Origin of the sequence: Pantoea latae (assembly GCF_002077695.1) — a bacterium.
GTDB lineage: Bacteria > Pseudomonadota > Gammaproteobacteria > Enterobacterales > Enterobacteriaceae > Pantoea > Pantoea latae.
In genome coordinates this window covers 38,993-55,291 of the sequence record NZ_MWUE01000045.1, presented here as the reverse complement: position 1 = coordinate 55,291, position 16,299 = coordinate 38,993, and the positions used below count along the sequence as shown (strand labels likewise).

Genomic DNA, 16,299 nt, shown 5'->3' with positions numbered 1-16,299 from the left:
CCACCACCATCCTTGTATAATCTCCTTTGTTAAATACCCTCTCCTGAATGACCCAAAACTTCGGGGAGAAGGATGAGAAGCTTCGACCGAAGGTTCGGGTCGAGCGCAGCGAGACAACGCACTTTCCCTCCTCCTCATGACTTTTCCGTTAAAACTCGCTACCATCCGCCGCAACATTTGCAGAACACGGTTCCACGCCATGAAATTTGTCTCATTTAACATCAATGGGTTGCGCGCCCGTCCTCATCAGCTTGAAGCCCTGGTCGAACAGCACCAGCCAGACGTCATTGGCCTGCAGGAAACCAAGGTGCATGACGATATGTTTCCGCTTGAAGAGGTGGCAAAGCTCGGCTATCACGTCTTCTATCACGGGCAAAAAGGCCACTACGGCGTGGCGCTGCTGACCAAAGCGGAACCGATAGCGGTTCGCCGCGGCTTCCCCGGCGACGACGAAGAGGCGCAGCGCCGCATCATTATGGCGGATATTCCCAGCCCAATCGGCAACATCACGGTGATCAACGGCTACTTCCCGCAGGGCGAAAGCCGTGACCATCCGACCAAATTCCCGGCGAAAGAGAAGTTCTATCGCGATCTGCAGAGCTACCTGGAGCAGAGTCTGCTGGCAGATAAGCCGGTGCTGATCATGGGCGATATGAACATCAGCAGCACAGATCTTGATATCGGTATTGGCGAAGAGAGCCGTAAACGCTGGCTGCGCACCGGCAAATGCTCTTTCCTGCCGGAAGAGCGCGAATGGATGGATCGTCTGATGCAGTGGGGTCTGGTGGATACCTTCCGCGCGCAGAACCCGGCGGTCAGCGACCGCTTCTCCTGGTTCGACTACCGCTCAAGAGGCTTCGATGACAATCGCGGTCTGCGCATCGATCTGCTGCTGGCCAGCCAGCCGCTGGCCGCCCGCTGTGTAGAAACCGGGATCGACTACGATATCCGCAGCATGGACAAACCGTCCGACCATGCGCCGGTCTGGTCAACCTTCCAGTTTTGATAGCGCGGCGTGGCATAGCGCCACGCCGCTTATTTAACGATTTTCCAGATCAGCGGATTGGTGCCGAGCACCTTTTCATCGCGCGCGCACTGCAGCAGTACCCCTTCCGACTTCACCACTGCGCCCTCGCTGTAGTTGCGGTTTTCAAAAATACAGCACTGCTGGCAGCTGGGTGCGCTGTTCTGATTTTGCGTCCAGACTTCAGGCGGCAGATCCACCACCACATCGGTGTTGCCACCCACGCTGCTGTTCTGCCCATGTCCGTGTGAGACAGTCGCCGCGGCAGCGCCGCTAAACAGCGCTGCCATCAACCATAAACCCGCGCAATAACGCATTATTCGCTCTCCTTCACTTTTCGTTTCGCCGTGCGTTTTGGACGCTTTTTCTGCCCTGAGGCAGGCAGGCCGCGGAAGGCTATCGCGCTGGGCTGCTGGCGCGCCTGCTGGATCAGGTCGGTCAATGTGCCGACCAGCGGCTGCATAAACTCCTCGTAGCGGCACGCTTTTTCGCTGATCCGCGTCAGCGTGGATTCCCACTGCGCCGTCATATCGGGACGCGCCGCCAGCTCCGGCAGCGAGTGGATCAACGCGCGTCCCGCAGGCGTGGCGTTGATATAGCGCCCGTTTTTCACCAGAAACGCGCGGCGGAACAGCAGCTCGATAATCCCGGCGCGCGTCGCCTCCGTGCCTAAACCATCGGTCGCACGCAGTACTTTCTTTAATTCTTTATCCTGCACAAAGCGGGCAATGCCGGTCATGGCGGAGAGCAGCGTGGCGTCGGTAAAGGGGCGCGGCGGCTGCGTCTGCTTCGCCAGCACTTCGCCGCGCTCGCACAGCAGCCGATCGTCTTTCGCCACCACCGGCAGCGGCGTGCCGTCATTCTCCTCGTCGCGCTCTTTGCTGCCCAGCAGCGCGCGCCAGCCCGCCTCGGCCAGAAAGCGCGCTTTGGCAACAAATTTGCCACCGGCGATATCCAGTTCAATGACGCACTTGCGGAAAATCGCATCAGGGCAGAACTGCATCAGATACTGGCGCGCAATCAGCGCATAGACGTTCTGCTCGTTCTCCGTCAGGCGCACCGCGCTGGCGCGCGCGGTGGGGATAATGGCGTGATGCGCGTCGACCTTTTTGTCATCCCAGCAGCGGTTGCGGCGGTCGGCGCTAAAGTCGTCCGGCGGCGTCATCGCGCCCGCGTGCGCCTGAATTGCCTTGAGCACCGCATGACGGCCGGCAAAATGCTCCTCCGGCAGATAGCGGCAGTCGGAGCGCGGATAGGTGATTAGCTTATGGGTTTCATAGAGCTTCTGGCAGGTGTCCAGCACCGTCTGCGCGCTCAGCCCGTAGCGCTTCGCCGCCTCAATCTGCAGGCTGGAGAGCGAAAACGGCAGCGGCGCGCCCTCGCCCTCGCGCTTGTCGTTATAGTGGGTAACGACGGCGGGCTGACCGGCGATACGCGCCACGACGTGATCCGCCAGCGCGCGATGCAGCAAACGCCCCTCTTCGTCCTGCCAGGGCTCGCAGGCGTCGCTGGGCACCCAGCTGGCGACAAAACGCTGCTGGTCAGGCGTAACGATATGCGCCTTCACCTCGAAATAGTCTTTGGGAATAAAGTTTTCGATCTCTTCGTCGCGGCGCACCACCAGCCCCAGCACCGGCGTCTGCACGCGTCCTACCGACAGCACGCCGTCATAGCCCGCATTGCGGCCCAGCAGCGTCCAGGCGCGCGTCATATTGATGCCGTAGAGCCAGTCGGCGCGCGCACGCGCCAGCGCCGAGACGCAGAGCGGAATGAATTCGCGGTTTTCACGCAGGCGACCGACCGCGCGCTCTACCGCCTGCGGATTGAGGTCATTAATCAGGCAGCGCTGCACGCGTCCGCGTTTTTCCGCCGGCAGCTGAAGATAGTCCAGCACCTCATCCACCAGCAGCTGACCTTCGCGATCCGGGTCGCCGGCGTGCACCACTTCGCTGGCCTGTTTCAGCAGCTTCTCAATCACTTTAAGCTGCTTCGCCACCGAAGGACGCGGCTGCAGCTGCCATTTTTGCGGGATAATCGGCAGGTCGGCCAGCGACCAGCGCGCGTAGCGGCTGTCGTAGCTGTCCGGCTGCGCCTGCTCCAGCAGATGCCCGACGCACCAGGTGACGACCTGATCGTCGCCGCAGGCGATAAAGCCGTCGCCGCGGCGATGAGGTTTGGGCAACACATCGGCGATGGCGCGGCCCAGGCTGGGTTTTTCCGCAATAAACAAACGCATGGGTCAGAGAGATCCTTTACTTCAGGGTATAAGGGCCATTCGGCTAACGCACAGAGGCGCAGCGCTATCTTAGACGTTTCCGCATACGGAGGTAAGCTCTGGCGGGTCACTTCTGGATCGGTCGCACAGGATCCGCGCAACCCGCCGCGCTGGCATGAAAAGAGGGAATTATCCGCTAGAAATAACGAACAAAAGGCGTGGTGTCGGGATGGATCACGGTGGTGCTGGATTTAAGCTGCGGCGTGCCGAGATAGAGGAAGCCGACGATGGCGTCCTGTTCGCGGCAGTCGAAGGCGCTGCGCACCCGCGCGTTATCGGTCCAGGGGCCGCTGCGCCAGATGCCGTTAAAGCCCTGCGCCGCCGCGGCCATCTGCATCGCCATCACCGCGCAGCCCGCCGACACCACCTGCTCCCAGCGCGGCACCTTCGGGTGATCTTCACAATGGGCAACCACAGTGATAATCATCGGCGCGCGAAACGGCGAGCGCGCCGCTTTATCAATCGCCTTGTCGTCCAGCTGCGCCTCGCGCGCCGCCTCTTCCAGCAGTCGGCTGAGTCGCTCGCGCCCTTCATTCTCGACGATAACGAAGCGCCACGGCTGCAGCGTACCGTGATCCGGCGCACGCATCCCGGCGCGGATAATGTTCTGCAGACTTTCGCCGGCCGGCGCCGGCTCGGTCAGGCGCGACGCTGAGCGACGATTAACCAGCAATTCAAGTGCATCCATGATTTTCTCCTGATGTCATAACGCGTTGGCTAATCCTGGCACAGCCTGATCTTTTGTAACAGTCCGCCGCGATTTCCTGCTGACATTTTCCACGCCGCTCTTTAGGATGAGGGCGTCATGGAGGGCGGAGCCGCGCGGCGACCGCTTTCCGCTAGCGAAAATGGAGAGTCTGATGCGCACATTGTGGCGAATTATTGCCGGTCTGTTCCGATGGACATGGCGAGTGCTGAATTTTATCAGGGAGTTTATTCTTAATCTGTTCCTGATCCTGTTGATTCTGGTCGGCGTCGGCATCTGGCTGCAGGTCAGCGGCTCCGGCAGCAGCGCGACGCCGGTGCAGCAAGGCGCGCTACGCGTCGATCTTACCGGCGTCATTGTCGATAAGCCTTCGGTCAGCAATAAGCTGAGCAAACTGGGCCGACAGCTGCTGGGCGCCAGCAGCGATCGCCTGCAGGAGAACTCGCTGTTTGACGTGGTTGACGCCATTCGTCAGGCGAAAGGCGACAAAAACATTAAAGGCATGGTGCTGGATCTGCGCGACTTCGCCGGCGGCGATCAGCCCTCTCTGCAATATGTCGGCAAAGCGCTGCGCGAGTTCCGCGACAGCGGCAAGCCGATTTATGCGCTGGGCGACAGCTACAGTCAGGCGCAGTACTACCTGGCCAGCTACGCCAGCAAAATCTACCTCTCGCCGCAGGGCACCGTAGATCTGCACGGTTTTGCCACTAACGGCCTCTACTATAAAACCCTGCTGGACAAGCTGAAGGTTAACTCGCACGTCTTCCGCGTCGGCACCTATAAGTCCGCGGTCGAGCCTTTCCTGCGTGACGATATGTCGCAGGCGGCGCGCGACGCCGACAGCCGCTGGGTTGGTCAGCTGTGGCAGAACTACCTCACCACCGTGGCGGGCAACCGTCAGATCACGCCGGATCAGCTCTTCCCCGGCGCGGCGGCGGTAATCGCCGGTCTTGAAGCGGTAAACGGCGATACCGCCAAATATGCGCTTAACAACAAGCTGGTGGATGTGCTGGACAGCCGCGCGGCGGCCGATCAGGAGCTGGTGAAAACCTTCGGCTGGGATAAGGCCAACAACGACTATCACAGCGTCAGCATCTATGACTACAACGTCAAACAGCCCACCCAGCAGGACGGCAATATCGCCGTGGTGATGGCGAGCGGCGCGATTATGGACGGCGAAGAGACGCCCGGCAACGTCGGCGGCGACACCACCGCCGCGCAGATCCGCGACGCCCGCCTCGACCCGAAAGTCAAAGCGATTATCCTGCGCGTCAACAGCCCTGGCGGCAGCGTGACGGCCTCTGAGGCGATCCGCGAAGAGCTGGCGGCGGCGCATGCGGCCGGTAAGCCGGTTGTGGTGTCGATGGGCGGCATGGCGGCCTCGGGCGGCTACTGGATCTCGACCCCGGCGGACTACATTATCGCCAGCCCCAGCACCCTGACTGGCTCTATCGGCATTTTTGGCGTCATCAACACGCTGGAGAACAGTCTCGACAGCATCGGCGTACATACCGACGGCGTCGCCACCTCGCCACTGGCGGACGTCGCCTCTACCAAAGCGCTGCCGACCGAGGTTCAGCAGCTGATGCAGCTGACGATTGAAAACGGCTACCGCAACTTTGTCGGCCTGGTCGCCGCCTCGCGTCATAAGACGCCGGAGCAGATCGACGCTATCGCGCAGGGTCACGTCTGGACCGGCAGCGACGCGAAGAGCAACGGTCTGGTGGATGCGCTGGGCGACTTCGACGATGCGGTGAAGAAAGCGGGCGAACTGGCGAAGGTCGCAACGCCGCAGCTCACCTGGTATCAGGATCAGCCGGGCATGTTCGATATGCTGCTGAACCAGGTCAGCGCCTCAGCGCAGACTGTGCTGCCAAACGCGCTGAAAGTCTGGCTGCCGACGCCGATGCTCGACGTAATGAGCGCCATGAAGCAACAGCCTGGCCTGCTGAATAACCTCAACGATCCGCAAAATCGCTACGCCTTCTGCTTGAACTGCGGCGAAGTGCGATAAAGCTCGCAGCCCGGTCGTTGATCGGGCTGCTTTTCCCCTGCTTTCCCCTTATACTGCGCGTTTTACGGCAAGTCTGAGTTTCTGATGCAAAAGAAAAATATCTATGTCGCCTACACCGGCGGCACCATCGGCATGCAGCGCTCTGCACAGGGCTATATCCCGGTTTCAGGCCACCTGCAGCAACAGCTGGCGAATATGCCGGAGTTTCACCGGCCTGAAATGCCTGATTTCACTATTCACGAATACGATCCGCTGATCGACTCCTCGGATATGACGCCGGAAGACTGGCAGTCAATCGCCGAAGATATTCGACAAAATTATGATCGTTACGATGGATTTGTTATCCTGCATGGAACCGATACCATGGCGTTCACCGCCTCGGCGCTGTCGTTCATGCTGGAGAATCTGGCGAAACCCGTGATCGTCACCGGCTCACAGATCCCGCTGGCGGAGTTGCGCTCCGATGGCCAGCAAAACCTGCTGAACGCGCTTTACGTGGCGGCCAACTATCCCGTTAACGAAGTCTCGCTGTTTTTTAATAACCAGCTCTATCGCGGCAACCGGACCACCAAAGCGCATGCGGACGGCTTTAACGCCTTTGCGTCGCCTAATCTCTCCGCGCTGCTGGAGGCGGGCATCCATATTCGTCGGCTGAATACCCCGCCTGCGCCACAGGGCAACGGGCCGCTGAAGGTGCACACCATCACCCCGCAGCCGATTGGCGTGGTGACGATTTATCCGGGTATTTCGGCAGACGTGGTGCGTAACTTCCTGCGTCAGCCGGTGAAGGCGCTGATCCTGCGCTCCTACGGCGTCGGCAACGCGCCGCAGAACGCCGAGTTTCTTGCCGAGCTGCAGCAGGCGAGCGATCGCGGCATTGTGGTGGTGAACCTGACCCAGTGTATCTCCGGTAAGGTGAACATGGGCGGCTACGCCACAGGCAACGCGCTGGAACATGCGGGCGTGATCAGCGGATTTGATTTAACAGTGGAAGCCGCGCTGACCAAGCTCCACTTTTTACTGAGCCAGGATCTTTCCTGCGACCAGATTCGCGCCAGGATGCAGCAGAATTTGCGCGGTGAACTGACCGAAGATTAATTACGGAGCAACCTGTTATGAAGCAGGCCCTCATCATCATTGATATACAGAACGATTTTTGTCCCGGCGGCCCGATGGCCGTGCATGAAGGCGATATGACCGTGCCGGTGGCCAACCGCTACGCGCGCGAATTCCGCGCGCGCGGCGACTGCGTGCTGGCGCTGCAGGACTGGCACCCCGCCGACCACGGCAGCTTCGCCTCGGTCTCCGGCGAGCCGGTTTATACGCTGGGCGAACTGAACGGCCTGGCGCAGATCTGGTGGCCGGATCACGGCATTCAGGGCTCTGCGGGCGCTGAACTCCATCCCGGTCTCGATCGCAACCTGATCGACGCCGTGTTTCATAAAGGTCAGGATGTCGACGTCGACAGCTACAGCGCCTTTTTCGACAACGGTCACCGACGCAAAACCGAGCTGGACAGCTGGCTACAGGCGCGCGGCATTACCCATCTGGTAATGCTGGGGATCGCGACGGATTACTGCGTGAAGTACAGCGTGCTGGATGCGCTGGAGCTGGGCTATCAGGTCACGGTGGTGAAAGAGGGCTGCCGCGGCGTCAATCTAAGCCCGGAAGACAGCGAAATTGCCTTTGCCCAGATGAAGGCGCAAGGCGCCGTGCTGATCTAGCGCAAGGCAATCAGGCCGACGGCGCGTCGGCCTTCTGCCTAATGCAGATTGATGCGGGTAATCTCTGCGTCGATGCCGAACTCTTCCTTCAGCTCTCGCTTCGATTTCGTCACCATCTCCCCGCCCTGACCAATCGTCATATGCTGCGGCGTCGCATTGTGACGCGCCTGATAGAGCATCACCAGCTGCAGGCAGTTGTCGCGCTGCTCCTGCGTTAGCGCCACGCCATCCGGCCATTTGCCGGTTTCTACTGCCGTTGCCAGCCGCTGATACACCTCTGGCGTCATGGCGTCGACCACTGCTTCAAGCTGCTGTTTCATGATTACCCCTGCGTCTCGTCGCCCTGCTCATCGGTAAAACTCAGCGACGCCGAGTTGACGCAGTAGCGCTCGCCGGTGGGCTGTGGGCCGTCCGGGAAAACGTGTCCCAGATGCGCGTCGCAGCTGTTGCAGCGGATCTCGATACGATGCATGCCGTGGGAATCATCTTCAAGATAGCGAATCGCGTCGTCGGCGACCGGCTGATAAAAGCTCGGCCAGCCGCAGCCCGAGTCATATTTCGACTCAGAGAGAAACAGCGGCGCATTGCAGACCAGACAGTGGTAGATGCCTTCCTGTTTATTGTGCAGCAGCGCGCCGCTGAACGGCGGTTCGGTGCCGCGCTGCTGCGTGACATAGCGCTGCATTTCAGACAATTGCGCAATTTTTGCTTCGGATGCGGTTTCTTTAGCCATTTGAGTGGTTCCGGAGAGTGTCATTCTGAAAAAATCGACTACTATTCTAACAAATGAATAACAATGGCGGTTTTTTTTTCGTGCTTAGTTGTCTGAGTTTCCTTTCACAGCGCAGATTTGTGACTTCGATCACCTTTTGCTAATGGTATCCCTTTATATTCAGCGATCGGGTTTTGGCATCATCTCCATACCTCTGTTGCGCAAGCGGTTGCGCAACAAATTATTCCTGTTGAACGGATTGACCTGTCGCAACTATTGACACGATTCCGCTTGACGCCTGGTAAGGTTTTTGTAATTTTACAGCCAACCTTTTATTCACTAACAAATAGCTGGTGGAATATATGACTATCAAAGTAGGTATCAACGGTTTTGGTCGTATCGGCCGTATCGTTTTCCGTGCTGCTCAGCAGCGTTCTGACATCGAAATCGTTGCGATCAACGACCTGTTAGACGCCGACTACATGGCTTACATGCTGAAGTACGACTCAACGCACGGCCGCTTCAACGGCACCGTTGAAGTGCAGGACGGCGCGCTGATCGTAAACGGCAAAAAAATCCGCGTTACCTCTGAGAGAGACCCGGCTAACCTGAAGTGGGACGAAGTGGGCGTGGACGTGGTTGCTGAAGCGACCGGTATCTTCCTGACCGACGAAACCGCACGTAAACACATCACCGCTGGCGCGAAAAAAGTCGTGCTGACCGGTCCGTCTAAAGACGACACCCCGATGTTCGTGCGCGGCGCTAACTTCGACAAATATGCAGGCCAGGACATCGTGTCTAACGCCTCTTGCACCACTAACTGCCTGGCACCGCTGGCGAAAGTCATCAACGACAAATTCGGCATCGTCGAAGGTCTGATGACCACCGTTCACGCTACCACCGCTACGCAGAAAACCGTTGATGGCCCGTCTCACAAAGACTGGCGCGGCGGCCGCGGCGCATCTCAGAACATCATCCCGTCTTCTACTGGCGCAGCGAAAGCCGTGGGCAAAGTCCTGCCGGAGCTGAACGGTAAACTGACCGGTATGGCGTTCCGCGTACCGACCCCGAACGTATCCGTGGTTGACCTGACCGTGCGTCTGGAAAAAGCCGCGTCTTACAAAGAAATTTGTGCAGCGATCAAAGCCGCTGCCGAAGGCGAAATGAAAGACGTGCTGGGCTACGTTGAAGACGACGTGGTTTCTACCGATTTCAACGGCGAAGTGCTGACTTCAGTATTCGACGCCAAAGCCGGCATCGCGCTGAACGACAACTTTGTGAAACTGGTTTCCTGGTATGACAACGAAACTGGCTACTCAAACAAAGTTCTCGACCTGATCGCGCTGGTTGCTAAATAAGCAAACCGGTCAGGAGACAACAAGGGCGACTTCGGTCGCCCTTTTTTTTCGTAGCAACAGGAAGGATTCGGTTATGCAAGATAAAATTTTCTCCCTGCCGGTGGTGAAACAGATCTCCCCTTACCTTTCGCAGCGTCAGCTGGGCGATCTGCCGGTGATTGTGGTGAGTCACCCCCAGGTTCGCGCGGCGGTGACGCTGCAGGGCGCGCATCTTATCGCCTGGCAGCCGAGCGGAGAAAAGCCGGCGATCTGGCTGAGCGAAAAGTCGCTTTTTTCTGCGGGTAAGGCGATTCGCGGCGGCGTGCCGATCTGCTGGCCGTGGTTCGGGCCCGAGGGCGAACCGGCGCACGGTTTCGCGCGCAATCAGCCCTGGACGCTGTCGGCGCACGACGAGAATGAAGAAAACGTGATGCTGACCTTTGTGCTGGAAAGCAACGCGCAGACCAAAAAGCTGTGGCCGCATGACTTTACGCTGTTCGCCCGCTTCCGTCTTGGCAAGCACTGTGAAATCGAGCTAGAGGCACACGGCGATTTCAACGCCACCGGCGCGCTGCACAGCTATTTCCAGGTGGGCGATATCGCTGGCGTCGAGGTGAGCGGGCTGGGCGCGCGCTTTATCGACAAGGTAGAGAACAACAGCGAACGGGAATCGACCGGCAAACAGACCTATCCAGGTCGCATCGACCGCGTCTTCACGCAGCCGGAAGATTGCTCTCTGATCCAGGATAGCCAGGGGCAGCGGGTGATTGAGGTCTATCACCACCATCACAGCGACGTGGTGACCTGGAACCCTGGCGTCGAGCTGTCGTGCAGCATGGCGGACATGGCCAACGACGGTTATAAAACCATGGTGTGCGTCGAGACGGCGCGCATCAGTAAGCCAATGCGCAGCGCAGACGAGAAGCCGGCGCGGCTGGCGACCACCTTCCGCCTGCGGCAGAAGGCTTAACGCCGTTGAAAGTGTTTTTGCGGGTAGCCTGGCTACCCGCTCAGTAAACGCCGACCACGATAGTTAAACCACATCCAGCGCCATTTTGCGCTGCGGCGGCGGGAAGGCTTTATTGATGCGCGCCAGCTCATCGTCCTCTAGCCGGATCTGCAGCGCCGCCGCATTCTCGTTGACGTGCGCCTGCGAGCTGGCTTTCGGAATCGCCATCACGCCCTCTTTGCGGATCACCCAGGCCAGCAGCAGCTGCGCCACGCTAATCCCCTTCTGCTGCGCAATCTCCACCAGCGTCGAGTCAGCGAAGAGCGCCTGACGTAGCCTGCCCGCCTGCGCCAGCGGACAATAGGCCATTACCGGCATCTGACGCTGCTGACACTCTGGCAGCAGGTCGAATTCAATCCCGCGCGAAGCGAGATGATAGAGCACCTGGTTGGTGGCGCAACGCGCGCCGCCCGGCTCGCTCAGCAGCTCCTGCAGGTCGTCGACGTCGAAATTAGAAACGCCCCAGCGCAGAATCTTCCCCTGCTGCTGCAGCGTCTCCATGGCGCGGATGGTCTCCTCCAGCGGCACATTGCCCCGCCAGTGCAGCAGATAGAGGTCGAGCCGATCGGTGTCGAGCCGCCGCAGGCTGCGCTCGCACGCCTCAACGGCGTCAACTTCCCCCGCGTGCCAGGGATAGACTTTCGAGACGATGAAGGCGCTGTCGCGTCGGCCGCGCAGCGCCTCGCCTACCACCTCTTCCGCTCCGCCTTCGGCATACATTTCCGCGGTGTCGATCAGCGTCAGGCCCGCATCCAGCCCCGCCTGCAGCGCCGCCACCTCTTCACCGCGTCGCGCGGCCTCTTCCCCCATATACCAGGTGCCCTGACCAATAGCGGGTAACCGCGTGCGGTCATCAAAAGCGATCGTTTTATCCATCTCTCTTCTCCTGCATCAAATCAGGGCACCATTAGGGTGCCGGCGTTCGCCGCTCGCCCGTTAAGGTCGGCGCTAGAAGGTGTAGCTGATACCGGTCCAGAGCGTGGTCTGTCCGCTCTTGTCGATCATCGGGCTGTCTTTGATTTCGCTGTCAAAGCGGGTATAGCGCCCCACCAGGCTGGCGTTCCACTGCGGGGAGATTTGATAGCTGGCGCTCAGCTCGACGTAGGGCGACCAGCTGTCGTCAGGCTGATAGCGATTGATGCCGGTGCGCGCGGACTCGTGGCTGGAGACGCCATAGTAATAGCGGTTCTGATTTGCGCTGTTCCACATCGCGCCGACGCCTGGCGTCAGGCTAAAATCGCCAAAGTTGAAGCGATAGAGGTAGGTCAGATCCCAGATAATGCCGTTGCTGTTGTTCAGCACGTCGCCCAGCAGCGCGGTACGCAGAATGCCCCACTCCGCCATATGGCTATAGGTGGCACCGCCCATCAGCGTCATCCGGCGCTTATCGAGATCTTTCATATCGCCGAGGTCGTTCTCGCCGGGATCGTACTGCTGCGGCGAGCCGAGCAGCGTCAGGGAGAGCTGGTTCTGCTGATCTTTCCACAGGTAGTAGCCGCCCTGCAGGCTGCGGAACCAGAAGTTCTCTCCTTCGTAATTAATTACCGGAATCGGCAGATAGCGATCCTGGCCGCCACGGTAGGGAGACTGCGCGTAAATCACTGATGCGCCAAGCGACAACGATTCAGCGGCAGCGGTATTAACAAAAAAAATACAAGGAATAAGGGCGCTAAGCGCTTTAAGTTTGAATTGGTTCACAATTTATTTCTTCCATAAATATAAAAATCACCACGAAGTTTAACGATTTTTGCTCGCCGGTTTAACCATTATCTGAGGTGCGCGCTGAGAGAGCGGCTGAAAGCGCCACATCTGCCGGATTCTACTCTCTTTTCCCCTTAATTTTGGCCAGTCTGGCTTTGCAACAATCTGACTTTGTTATTGATATATCGCCAAATAGTAAAATTATGCGGAGGAAATTTCCTAAATGCCTTCTACAGTTAACAGTAAGCCATGAGTCATTGTCAGAGCAGAGTAACCATAAAAAGTGTGTATCCCGATAACAAGAGATCAGGTTGGCATAAGGGTTGCTGTACTCAAATGAGAATATCTTCCGGGAGCTGCAAGAGCCTTTAATTACGCTCCTTTACCTGTGCTAAAAACGAAAGGACGGGCATCGCTATGAATATATTCGATCACTATCGTCAGCGTTATGAAGCTGCCAAGGACGAAGAGTTCACACTGCAGGAATTTCTGACCATCTGTAAACAGGATCGCAGTGCATACGCCAACGCTGCAGAGCGACTCTTAATGGCTATAGGTGAGCCAGTAATGGTCGACACTGCTCAGGAGCCACGCCTTTCCAGAATATTCTCCAACCGTGTGATTGGCCGCTATCCGGCCTTCGAAGAGTTCTATGGCATGGAAGAAGCGATAGAACAGATTGTCTCTTACCTGAAACATGCCGCGCAGGGTCTGGAGGAGAAAAAACAGATCCTTTATTTACTGGGCCCGGTAGGCGGCGGTAAGTCCTCGCTGGCGGAGCGGCTGAAATCGCTGATGCAGCGCGTGCCGATTTACGTTCTCAGCGCCGACGGCGAGCGCAGCCCGGTTAACGATCATCCGCTCTGCCTGTTCAACCCGCAGGAAGACGCCAATATTCTTGAAAAAGAGTACAACGTGCCGCGTCGCTATCTCGGCACCATCATGTCACCGTGGGCCGCCAAGCGCCTGCATGACTTCGGTGGCGATATCACCCGCTTCAAGGTGGTGAAGGTCTGGCCGTCGATTCTGGAGCAGCTGGCCATCGCCAAAACTGAGCCTGGCGACGAGAACAACCAGGATATCTCCGCGCTGGTGGGTAAAGTGGATATCCGCAAGCTGGAGAACCACGCGCAGAACGATCCCGACGCCTATGGCTACTCCGGCGCGCTGTGCCGCGCCAACCAGGGCATTATGGAGTTCGTGGAGATGTTTAAGGCGCCGATCAAGGTGCTGCACCCGTTGCTGACCGCGACGCAGGAAGGAAACTATAACGGCACCGAGGGGATCTCCGCCCTGCCGTTTAACGGCATTATCCTCGCCCACTCCAACGAATCAGAATGGGTGACCTTCCGCAACAACAAAAACAACGAGGCGTTCCTTGACCGTGTTTACATCGTCAAAGTGCCTTACTGCCTACGCGTCTCCGAAGAGATCAAGATCTACGAGAAGCTGCTCAACCACAGTGAGCTGGCCACCGCGCCCTGCGCGCCCGGCACGCTGGAAACCCTGGCGCGCTTCTCTATCCTGTCGCGTCTGAAAGATCCGGAAAACTCGAGCATCTACTCGAAAATGCGGGTCTATGACGGCGAAAGCCTGAAGGATACCGATCCCAAGGCCAAATCCTGGCAGGAGTATCATGACTATTCGGGCGTCGACGAAGGGATGAACGGTCTGTCAACGCGCTTCGCCTTTAAGATCCTGTCGCGCGTGTTTAACTTCGACCACAACGAAGTGGCGGCGAACCCGGTGCACCTTTTCTATGTACTGGAGCAGCAGATTGAGCGCGAGCAGTTCCCGCAGGATCAGGCAGAGAAGTATCTGGAACACCTGAAAGGCTATCTGATCCCGAAATACGCCGAGTTTATCGGCAAAGAGATCCAGACCGCCTATCTGGAGTCCTACTCTGAATATGGCCAAAACATCTTTGACCGCTACGTGACCTACGCCGATTTCTGGATCCAGGATCAGGAGTATCGCGATCCCGATACTGGACAGCTGTTCGACCGTGAGTCGCTGAATGCGGAGCTGGAAAAAATCGAGAAGCCGGCCGGGATCAGCAACCCGAAAGATTTCCGCAATGAGATTGTCAACTTCGTGCTGCGCGCCCGCGCGCAGAACAACGGGCGCAATCCCAACTGGACCAGCTACGAGAAGCTGCGCACCGTGATTGAGAAGAAAATGTTCTCAAACACCGAGGAGCTGCTGCCGGTGATCTCGTTCAATACCAAAACCTCCACGGATGAACAGAAGAAACATGATGATTTCGTCGAGCGCATGATGGAAAAAGGCTATACCCGCAAGCAGGTGCGTCTGCTGTGCGAATGGTATCTGCGCGTGCGTAAATCGTCATAATCACACCGCGTAAGCACGTTGATGCGCTGGCATTAATACCCATAAGGTCGGGCTGCTGCCCGACCTGCTTACAACGTTTGGGGGAATTTTATGGCCTATTTCATCGATCGGCGACTTAACGGCAAGAATAAAAGCGCAGTCAACCGACAGCGCTTTTTGCGCCGTTATAAGTCGCAAATCAAACAGTCGATCTCCGAGGCCATCAATAAACGCTCGGTGACCGACGTTGAAAGTGGCGAGTCCGTGTCGATTCCAGTTGACGATATTAACGAGCCGATTTTCCATCAGGGGCGCGGCGGCAGTCGTCATCGCGTCCATCCCGGCAACGATCACTTCGTGCAAAACGACCGTATCGAGCGTCCGCAGGGCGGCGGTGGTGGCGGCGGAAGCGGTCAGGGCAACGCCAGTCAGGATGGCGAAGGTCAGGATGAATTCGTTTTCCAGATTTCCAAAGATGAGTATCTCGATCTGCTGTTCGAAGATCTGGCGCTGCCGAATCTGCGTAAAAACCAGCATCGCCAGCTGAACGAGTACAAAACCCATCGTGCCGGTTTCACCTCTAACGGCGTGCCCGCCAATATCAGCGTAGTGCGCTCGCTGCAGAACTCGCTGGCGCGGCGGACCGCGATGACGGCGGGCAAGCGGCGCATGATGCATGAGCTGGAAGAGGCGCTGACGGCGATTGAGAAAGCGGAGCCCGCTCAGCTGCTGGAAGAGGAGCGCCTGCGCAAAGAGATTGCCGAGCTGCGCGCGCGTATCGAGCGGGTGCCCTTTATCGACACCTTTGACCTGCGCTACAAAAACTTCGAGAAGCGCCCTGAGCCTTCCAGCCAGGCGGTGATGTTCTGCCTGATGGATGTCTCTGGCTCGATGGACCAGGCGACCAAGGATATGGCGAAACGTTTTTACATCCTGCTCTATCTGTTCCTGAGCCGGACCTATAAAAACGTTGACGTAGTCTATATCCGCCATCACACGCAGGCCAAGGAAGTGGATGAGCAGGAGTTCTTCTACTCGCAGGAAACCGGCGGCACCATCGTCTCCAGCGCGCTGAAGCTAATGGATGAGGTGGTCAAAGAGCGCTACGATCCGGCGCAGTGGAATATCTATGCGGCGCAGGCGTCGGATGGCGACAACTGGGCCGATGATTCGCCGCTGTGCCATGAAATACTGGCGAAAAACATTTTGCCGGTGGTGCGCTACTACAGCTATATCGAGATCACCCGACGCGCGCATCAGACCCTGTGGCGCGAGTATGAGCACCTGCAGTCGGTATTTGATAACTTCGCTATCCAGCACATCCGCGAGCCGGAAGATATTTACCCGGTATTTCGCGAGCTGTTTCACAAACAGGCGGCAGAAGCCTGACGCTCTGAGCCGGTCGCTGACCGGCTTTTTCTTCAATCCCGCGAATACATGCTAAAATACCCGCCATTAATCCCCTT

General features: G+C 58.1%; 15 protein-coding genes. 8 read left to right on the top strand and 7 right to left on the bottom strand.

The window, feature by feature from the left end:
• The first annotated feature begins 199 nt into the window (after positions 1–199).
• Positions 200–1,006 (top strand): exodeoxyribonuclease III, encoded by an 807-nt coding sequence (gene xthA, locus B2J69_RS22800; protein WP_081142646.1) that lies wholly within the window; start codon positions 200–202, stop codon positions 1,004–1,006.
• 29 nt (positions 1,007–1,035) lie between these two features.
• On the opposite strand, the gene B2J69_RS22795 is transcribed toward xthA, so the two are convergent.
• From B2J69_RS22795 to B2J69_RS22785, 3 genes are all read right to left on the bottom strand, one after another.
• Entirely contained in the window at positions 1,036–1,314 is a 279-nt protein-coding gene (locus B2J69_RS22795) for a YnjH family protein (RefSeq protein ID WP_094078547.1), read from the bottom strand.
• Between the two features lie 26 nt (positions 1,315–1,340).
• On the bottom strand, positions 1,341–3,260 hold the full coding sequence (locus tag B2J69_RS22790) for a DNA topoisomerase III (RefSeq protein ID WP_081142642.1): 1,920 nt from the start codon (positions 3,258–3,260) through the stop codon (positions 1,341–1,343).
• 175 nt (positions 3,261–3,435) lie between these two features.
• Positions 3,436–3,987, bottom strand: a complete 552-nt coding sequence (locus tag B2J69_RS22785; protein ID WP_081142640.1) for an NAD(P)H nitroreductase — start codon at positions 3,985–3,987, stop codon at positions 3,436–3,438.
• Positions 3,988–4,159: 172 nt separating this feature from the next.
• On the opposite strand from B2J69_RS22785, the gene sppA reads away from it, so the two are divergent.
• From sppA to pncA, 3 genes are all read left to right on the top strand, one after another.
• Positions 4,160–6,019 (top strand): signal peptide peptidase SppA, encoded by a 1,860-nt coding sequence (gene sppA, locus B2J69_RS22780; RefSeq protein WP_081142638.1) that lies wholly within the window; start codon positions 4,160–4,162, stop codon positions 6,017–6,019.
• An 84-nt stretch (positions 6,020–6,103) separates the two neighbouring features.
• Positions 6,104–7,117, top strand: a complete 1,014-nt coding sequence (gene ansA / locus B2J69_RS22775; protein WP_081142636.1) for an asparaginase — start codon at positions 6,104–6,106, stop codon at positions 7,115–7,117.
• Between the two features lie 17 nt (positions 7,118–7,134).
• The gene (gene pncA / locus B2J69_RS22770) at positions 7,135–7,743 is read left to right on the top strand and encodes a bifunctional nicotinamidase/pyrazinamidase (protein WP_081142634.1); all 609 of its coding nucleotides are present in this window, start codon (positions 7,135–7,137) and stop codon (positions 7,741–7,743) included.
• Positions 7,744–7,781: 38 nt separating this feature from the next.
• Here pncA and B2J69_RS22765 read toward each other — a convergent pair whose 3' ends face one another.
• A complete protein-coding gene (locus B2J69_RS22765; protein WP_081142632.1) occupies positions 7,782–8,063 on the bottom strand; it encodes a YeaC family protein in 282 nt (93 codons plus the stop codon).
• 2 nt (positions 8,064–8,065) lie between these two features.
• Positions 8,066–8,476, bottom strand: coding sequence for a peptide-methionine (R)-S-oxide reductase MsrB (msrB, locus tag B2J69_RS22760; protein WP_081142630.1), 411 nt, complete (start codon positions 8,474–8,476; stop codon positions 8,066–8,068).
• Positions 8,477–8,817: 341 nt separating this feature from the next.
• On the opposite strand from msrB, the gene gapA reads away from it, so the two are divergent.
• Both gapA and B2J69_RS22750 read left to right on the top strand, forming a co-directional pair.
• Complete coding sequence (gapA, locus tag B2J69_RS22755) at positions 8,818–9,813, top strand: glyceraldehyde-3-phosphate dehydrogenase (RefSeq protein ID WP_081142628.1); 996 nt, start codon at positions 8,818–8,820, stop codon at positions 9,811–9,813.
• Between the two features lie 73 nt (positions 9,814–9,886).
• The gene (locus B2J69_RS22750; RefSeq protein ID WP_081142626.1) at positions 9,887–10,762 is read left to right on the top strand and encodes a D-hexose-6-phosphate mutarotase; all 876 of its coding nucleotides are present in this window, start codon (positions 9,887–9,889) and stop codon (positions 10,760–10,762) included.
• A gap of 63 nt (positions 10,763–10,825) precedes the next feature.
• On the opposite strand, the gene B2J69_RS22745 is transcribed toward B2J69_RS22750, so the two are convergent.
• Both B2J69_RS22745 and B2J69_RS22740 read right to left on the bottom strand, forming a co-directional pair.
• Positions 10,826–11,677, bottom strand: a complete 852-nt coding sequence (locus B2J69_RS22745; protein ID WP_081142624.1) for an aldo/keto reductase — start codon at positions 11,675–11,677, stop codon at positions 10,826–10,828.
• Between the two features lie 72 nt (positions 11,678–11,749).
• A complete protein-coding gene (locus B2J69_RS22740) occupies positions 11,750–12,499 on the bottom strand; it encodes a MipA/OmpV family protein (protein WP_081142622.1) in 750 nt (249 codons plus the stop codon).
• Between the two features lie 420 nt (positions 12,500–12,919).
• Between B2J69_RS22740 and yeaG the strand changes: the two genes are divergently transcribed.
• Both yeaG and B2J69_RS22730 read left to right on the top strand, forming a co-directional pair.
• The gene (gene yeaG / locus B2J69_RS22735) at positions 12,920–14,854 is read left to right on the top strand and encodes a protein kinase YeaG (RefSeq protein WP_081142620.1); all 1,935 of its coding nucleotides are present in this window, start codon (positions 12,920–12,922) and stop codon (positions 14,852–14,854) included.
• A 90-nt stretch (positions 14,855–14,944) separates the two neighbouring features.
• Positions 14,945–16,222, top strand: a complete 1,278-nt coding sequence (locus B2J69_RS22730) for a YeaH/YhbH family protein (RefSeq protein WP_081142618.1) — start codon at positions 14,945–14,947, stop codon at positions 16,220–16,222.
• Positions 16,223–16,299: the final 77 nt, after the last annotated feature.

Coding starts and splice junctions, on each gene's coding strand:
- xthA (WP_081142646.1), top strand. CDS start 200: ATGAAATTTGTCTCATTTAACATCAATGGGTTGCGCGCCCGTCCTCAT.
- B2J69_RS22795 (WP_094078547.1), bottom strand. CDS start 1,314: ATGGCAGCGCTGTTTAGCGGCGCTGCCGCGGCGACTGTCTCACACGGA.
- B2J69_RS22790 (WP_081142642.1), bottom strand. CDS start 3,260: ATGCGTTTGTTTATTGCGGAAAAACCCAGCCTGGGCCGCGCCATCGCC.
- B2J69_RS22785 (WP_081142640.1), bottom strand. CDS start 3,987: ATGGATGCACTTGAATTGCTGGTTAATCGTCGCTCAGCGTCGCGCCTG.
- sppA (WP_081142638.1), top strand. CDS start 4,160: ATGCGCACATTGTGGCGAATTATTGCCGGTCTGTTCCGATGGACATGG.
- ansA (WP_081142636.1), top strand. CDS start 6,104: ATGCAAAAGAAAAATATCTATGTCGCCTACACCGGCGGCACCATCGGC.
- pncA (WP_081142634.1), top strand. CDS start 7,135: ATGAAGCAGGCCCTCATCATCATTGATATACAGAACGATTTTTGTCCC.
- B2J69_RS22765 (WP_081142632.1), bottom strand. CDS start 8,063: ATGAAACAGCAGCTTGAAGCAGTGGTCGACGCCATGACGCCAGAGGTG.
- msrB (WP_081142630.1), bottom strand. CDS start 8,476: ATGGCTAAAGAAACCGCATCCGAAGCAAAAATTGCGCAATTGTCTGAA.
- gapA (WP_081142628.1), top strand. CDS start 8,818: ATGACTATCAAAGTAGGTATCAACGGTTTTGGTCGTATCGGCCGTATC.
- B2J69_RS22750 (WP_081142626.1), top strand. CDS start 9,887: ATGCAAGATAAAATTTTCTCCCTGCCGGTGGTGAAACAGATCTCCCCT.
- B2J69_RS22745 (WP_081142624.1), bottom strand. CDS start 11,677: ATGGATAAAACGATCGCTTTTGATGACCGCACGCGGTTACCCGCTATT.
- yeaG (WP_081142620.1), top strand. CDS start 12,920: ATGAATATATTCGATCACTATCGTCAGCGTTATGAAGCTGCCAAGGAC.
- B2J69_RS22730 (WP_081142618.1), top strand. CDS start 14,945: ATGGCCTATTTCATCGATCGGCGACTTAACGGCAAGAATAAAAGCGCA.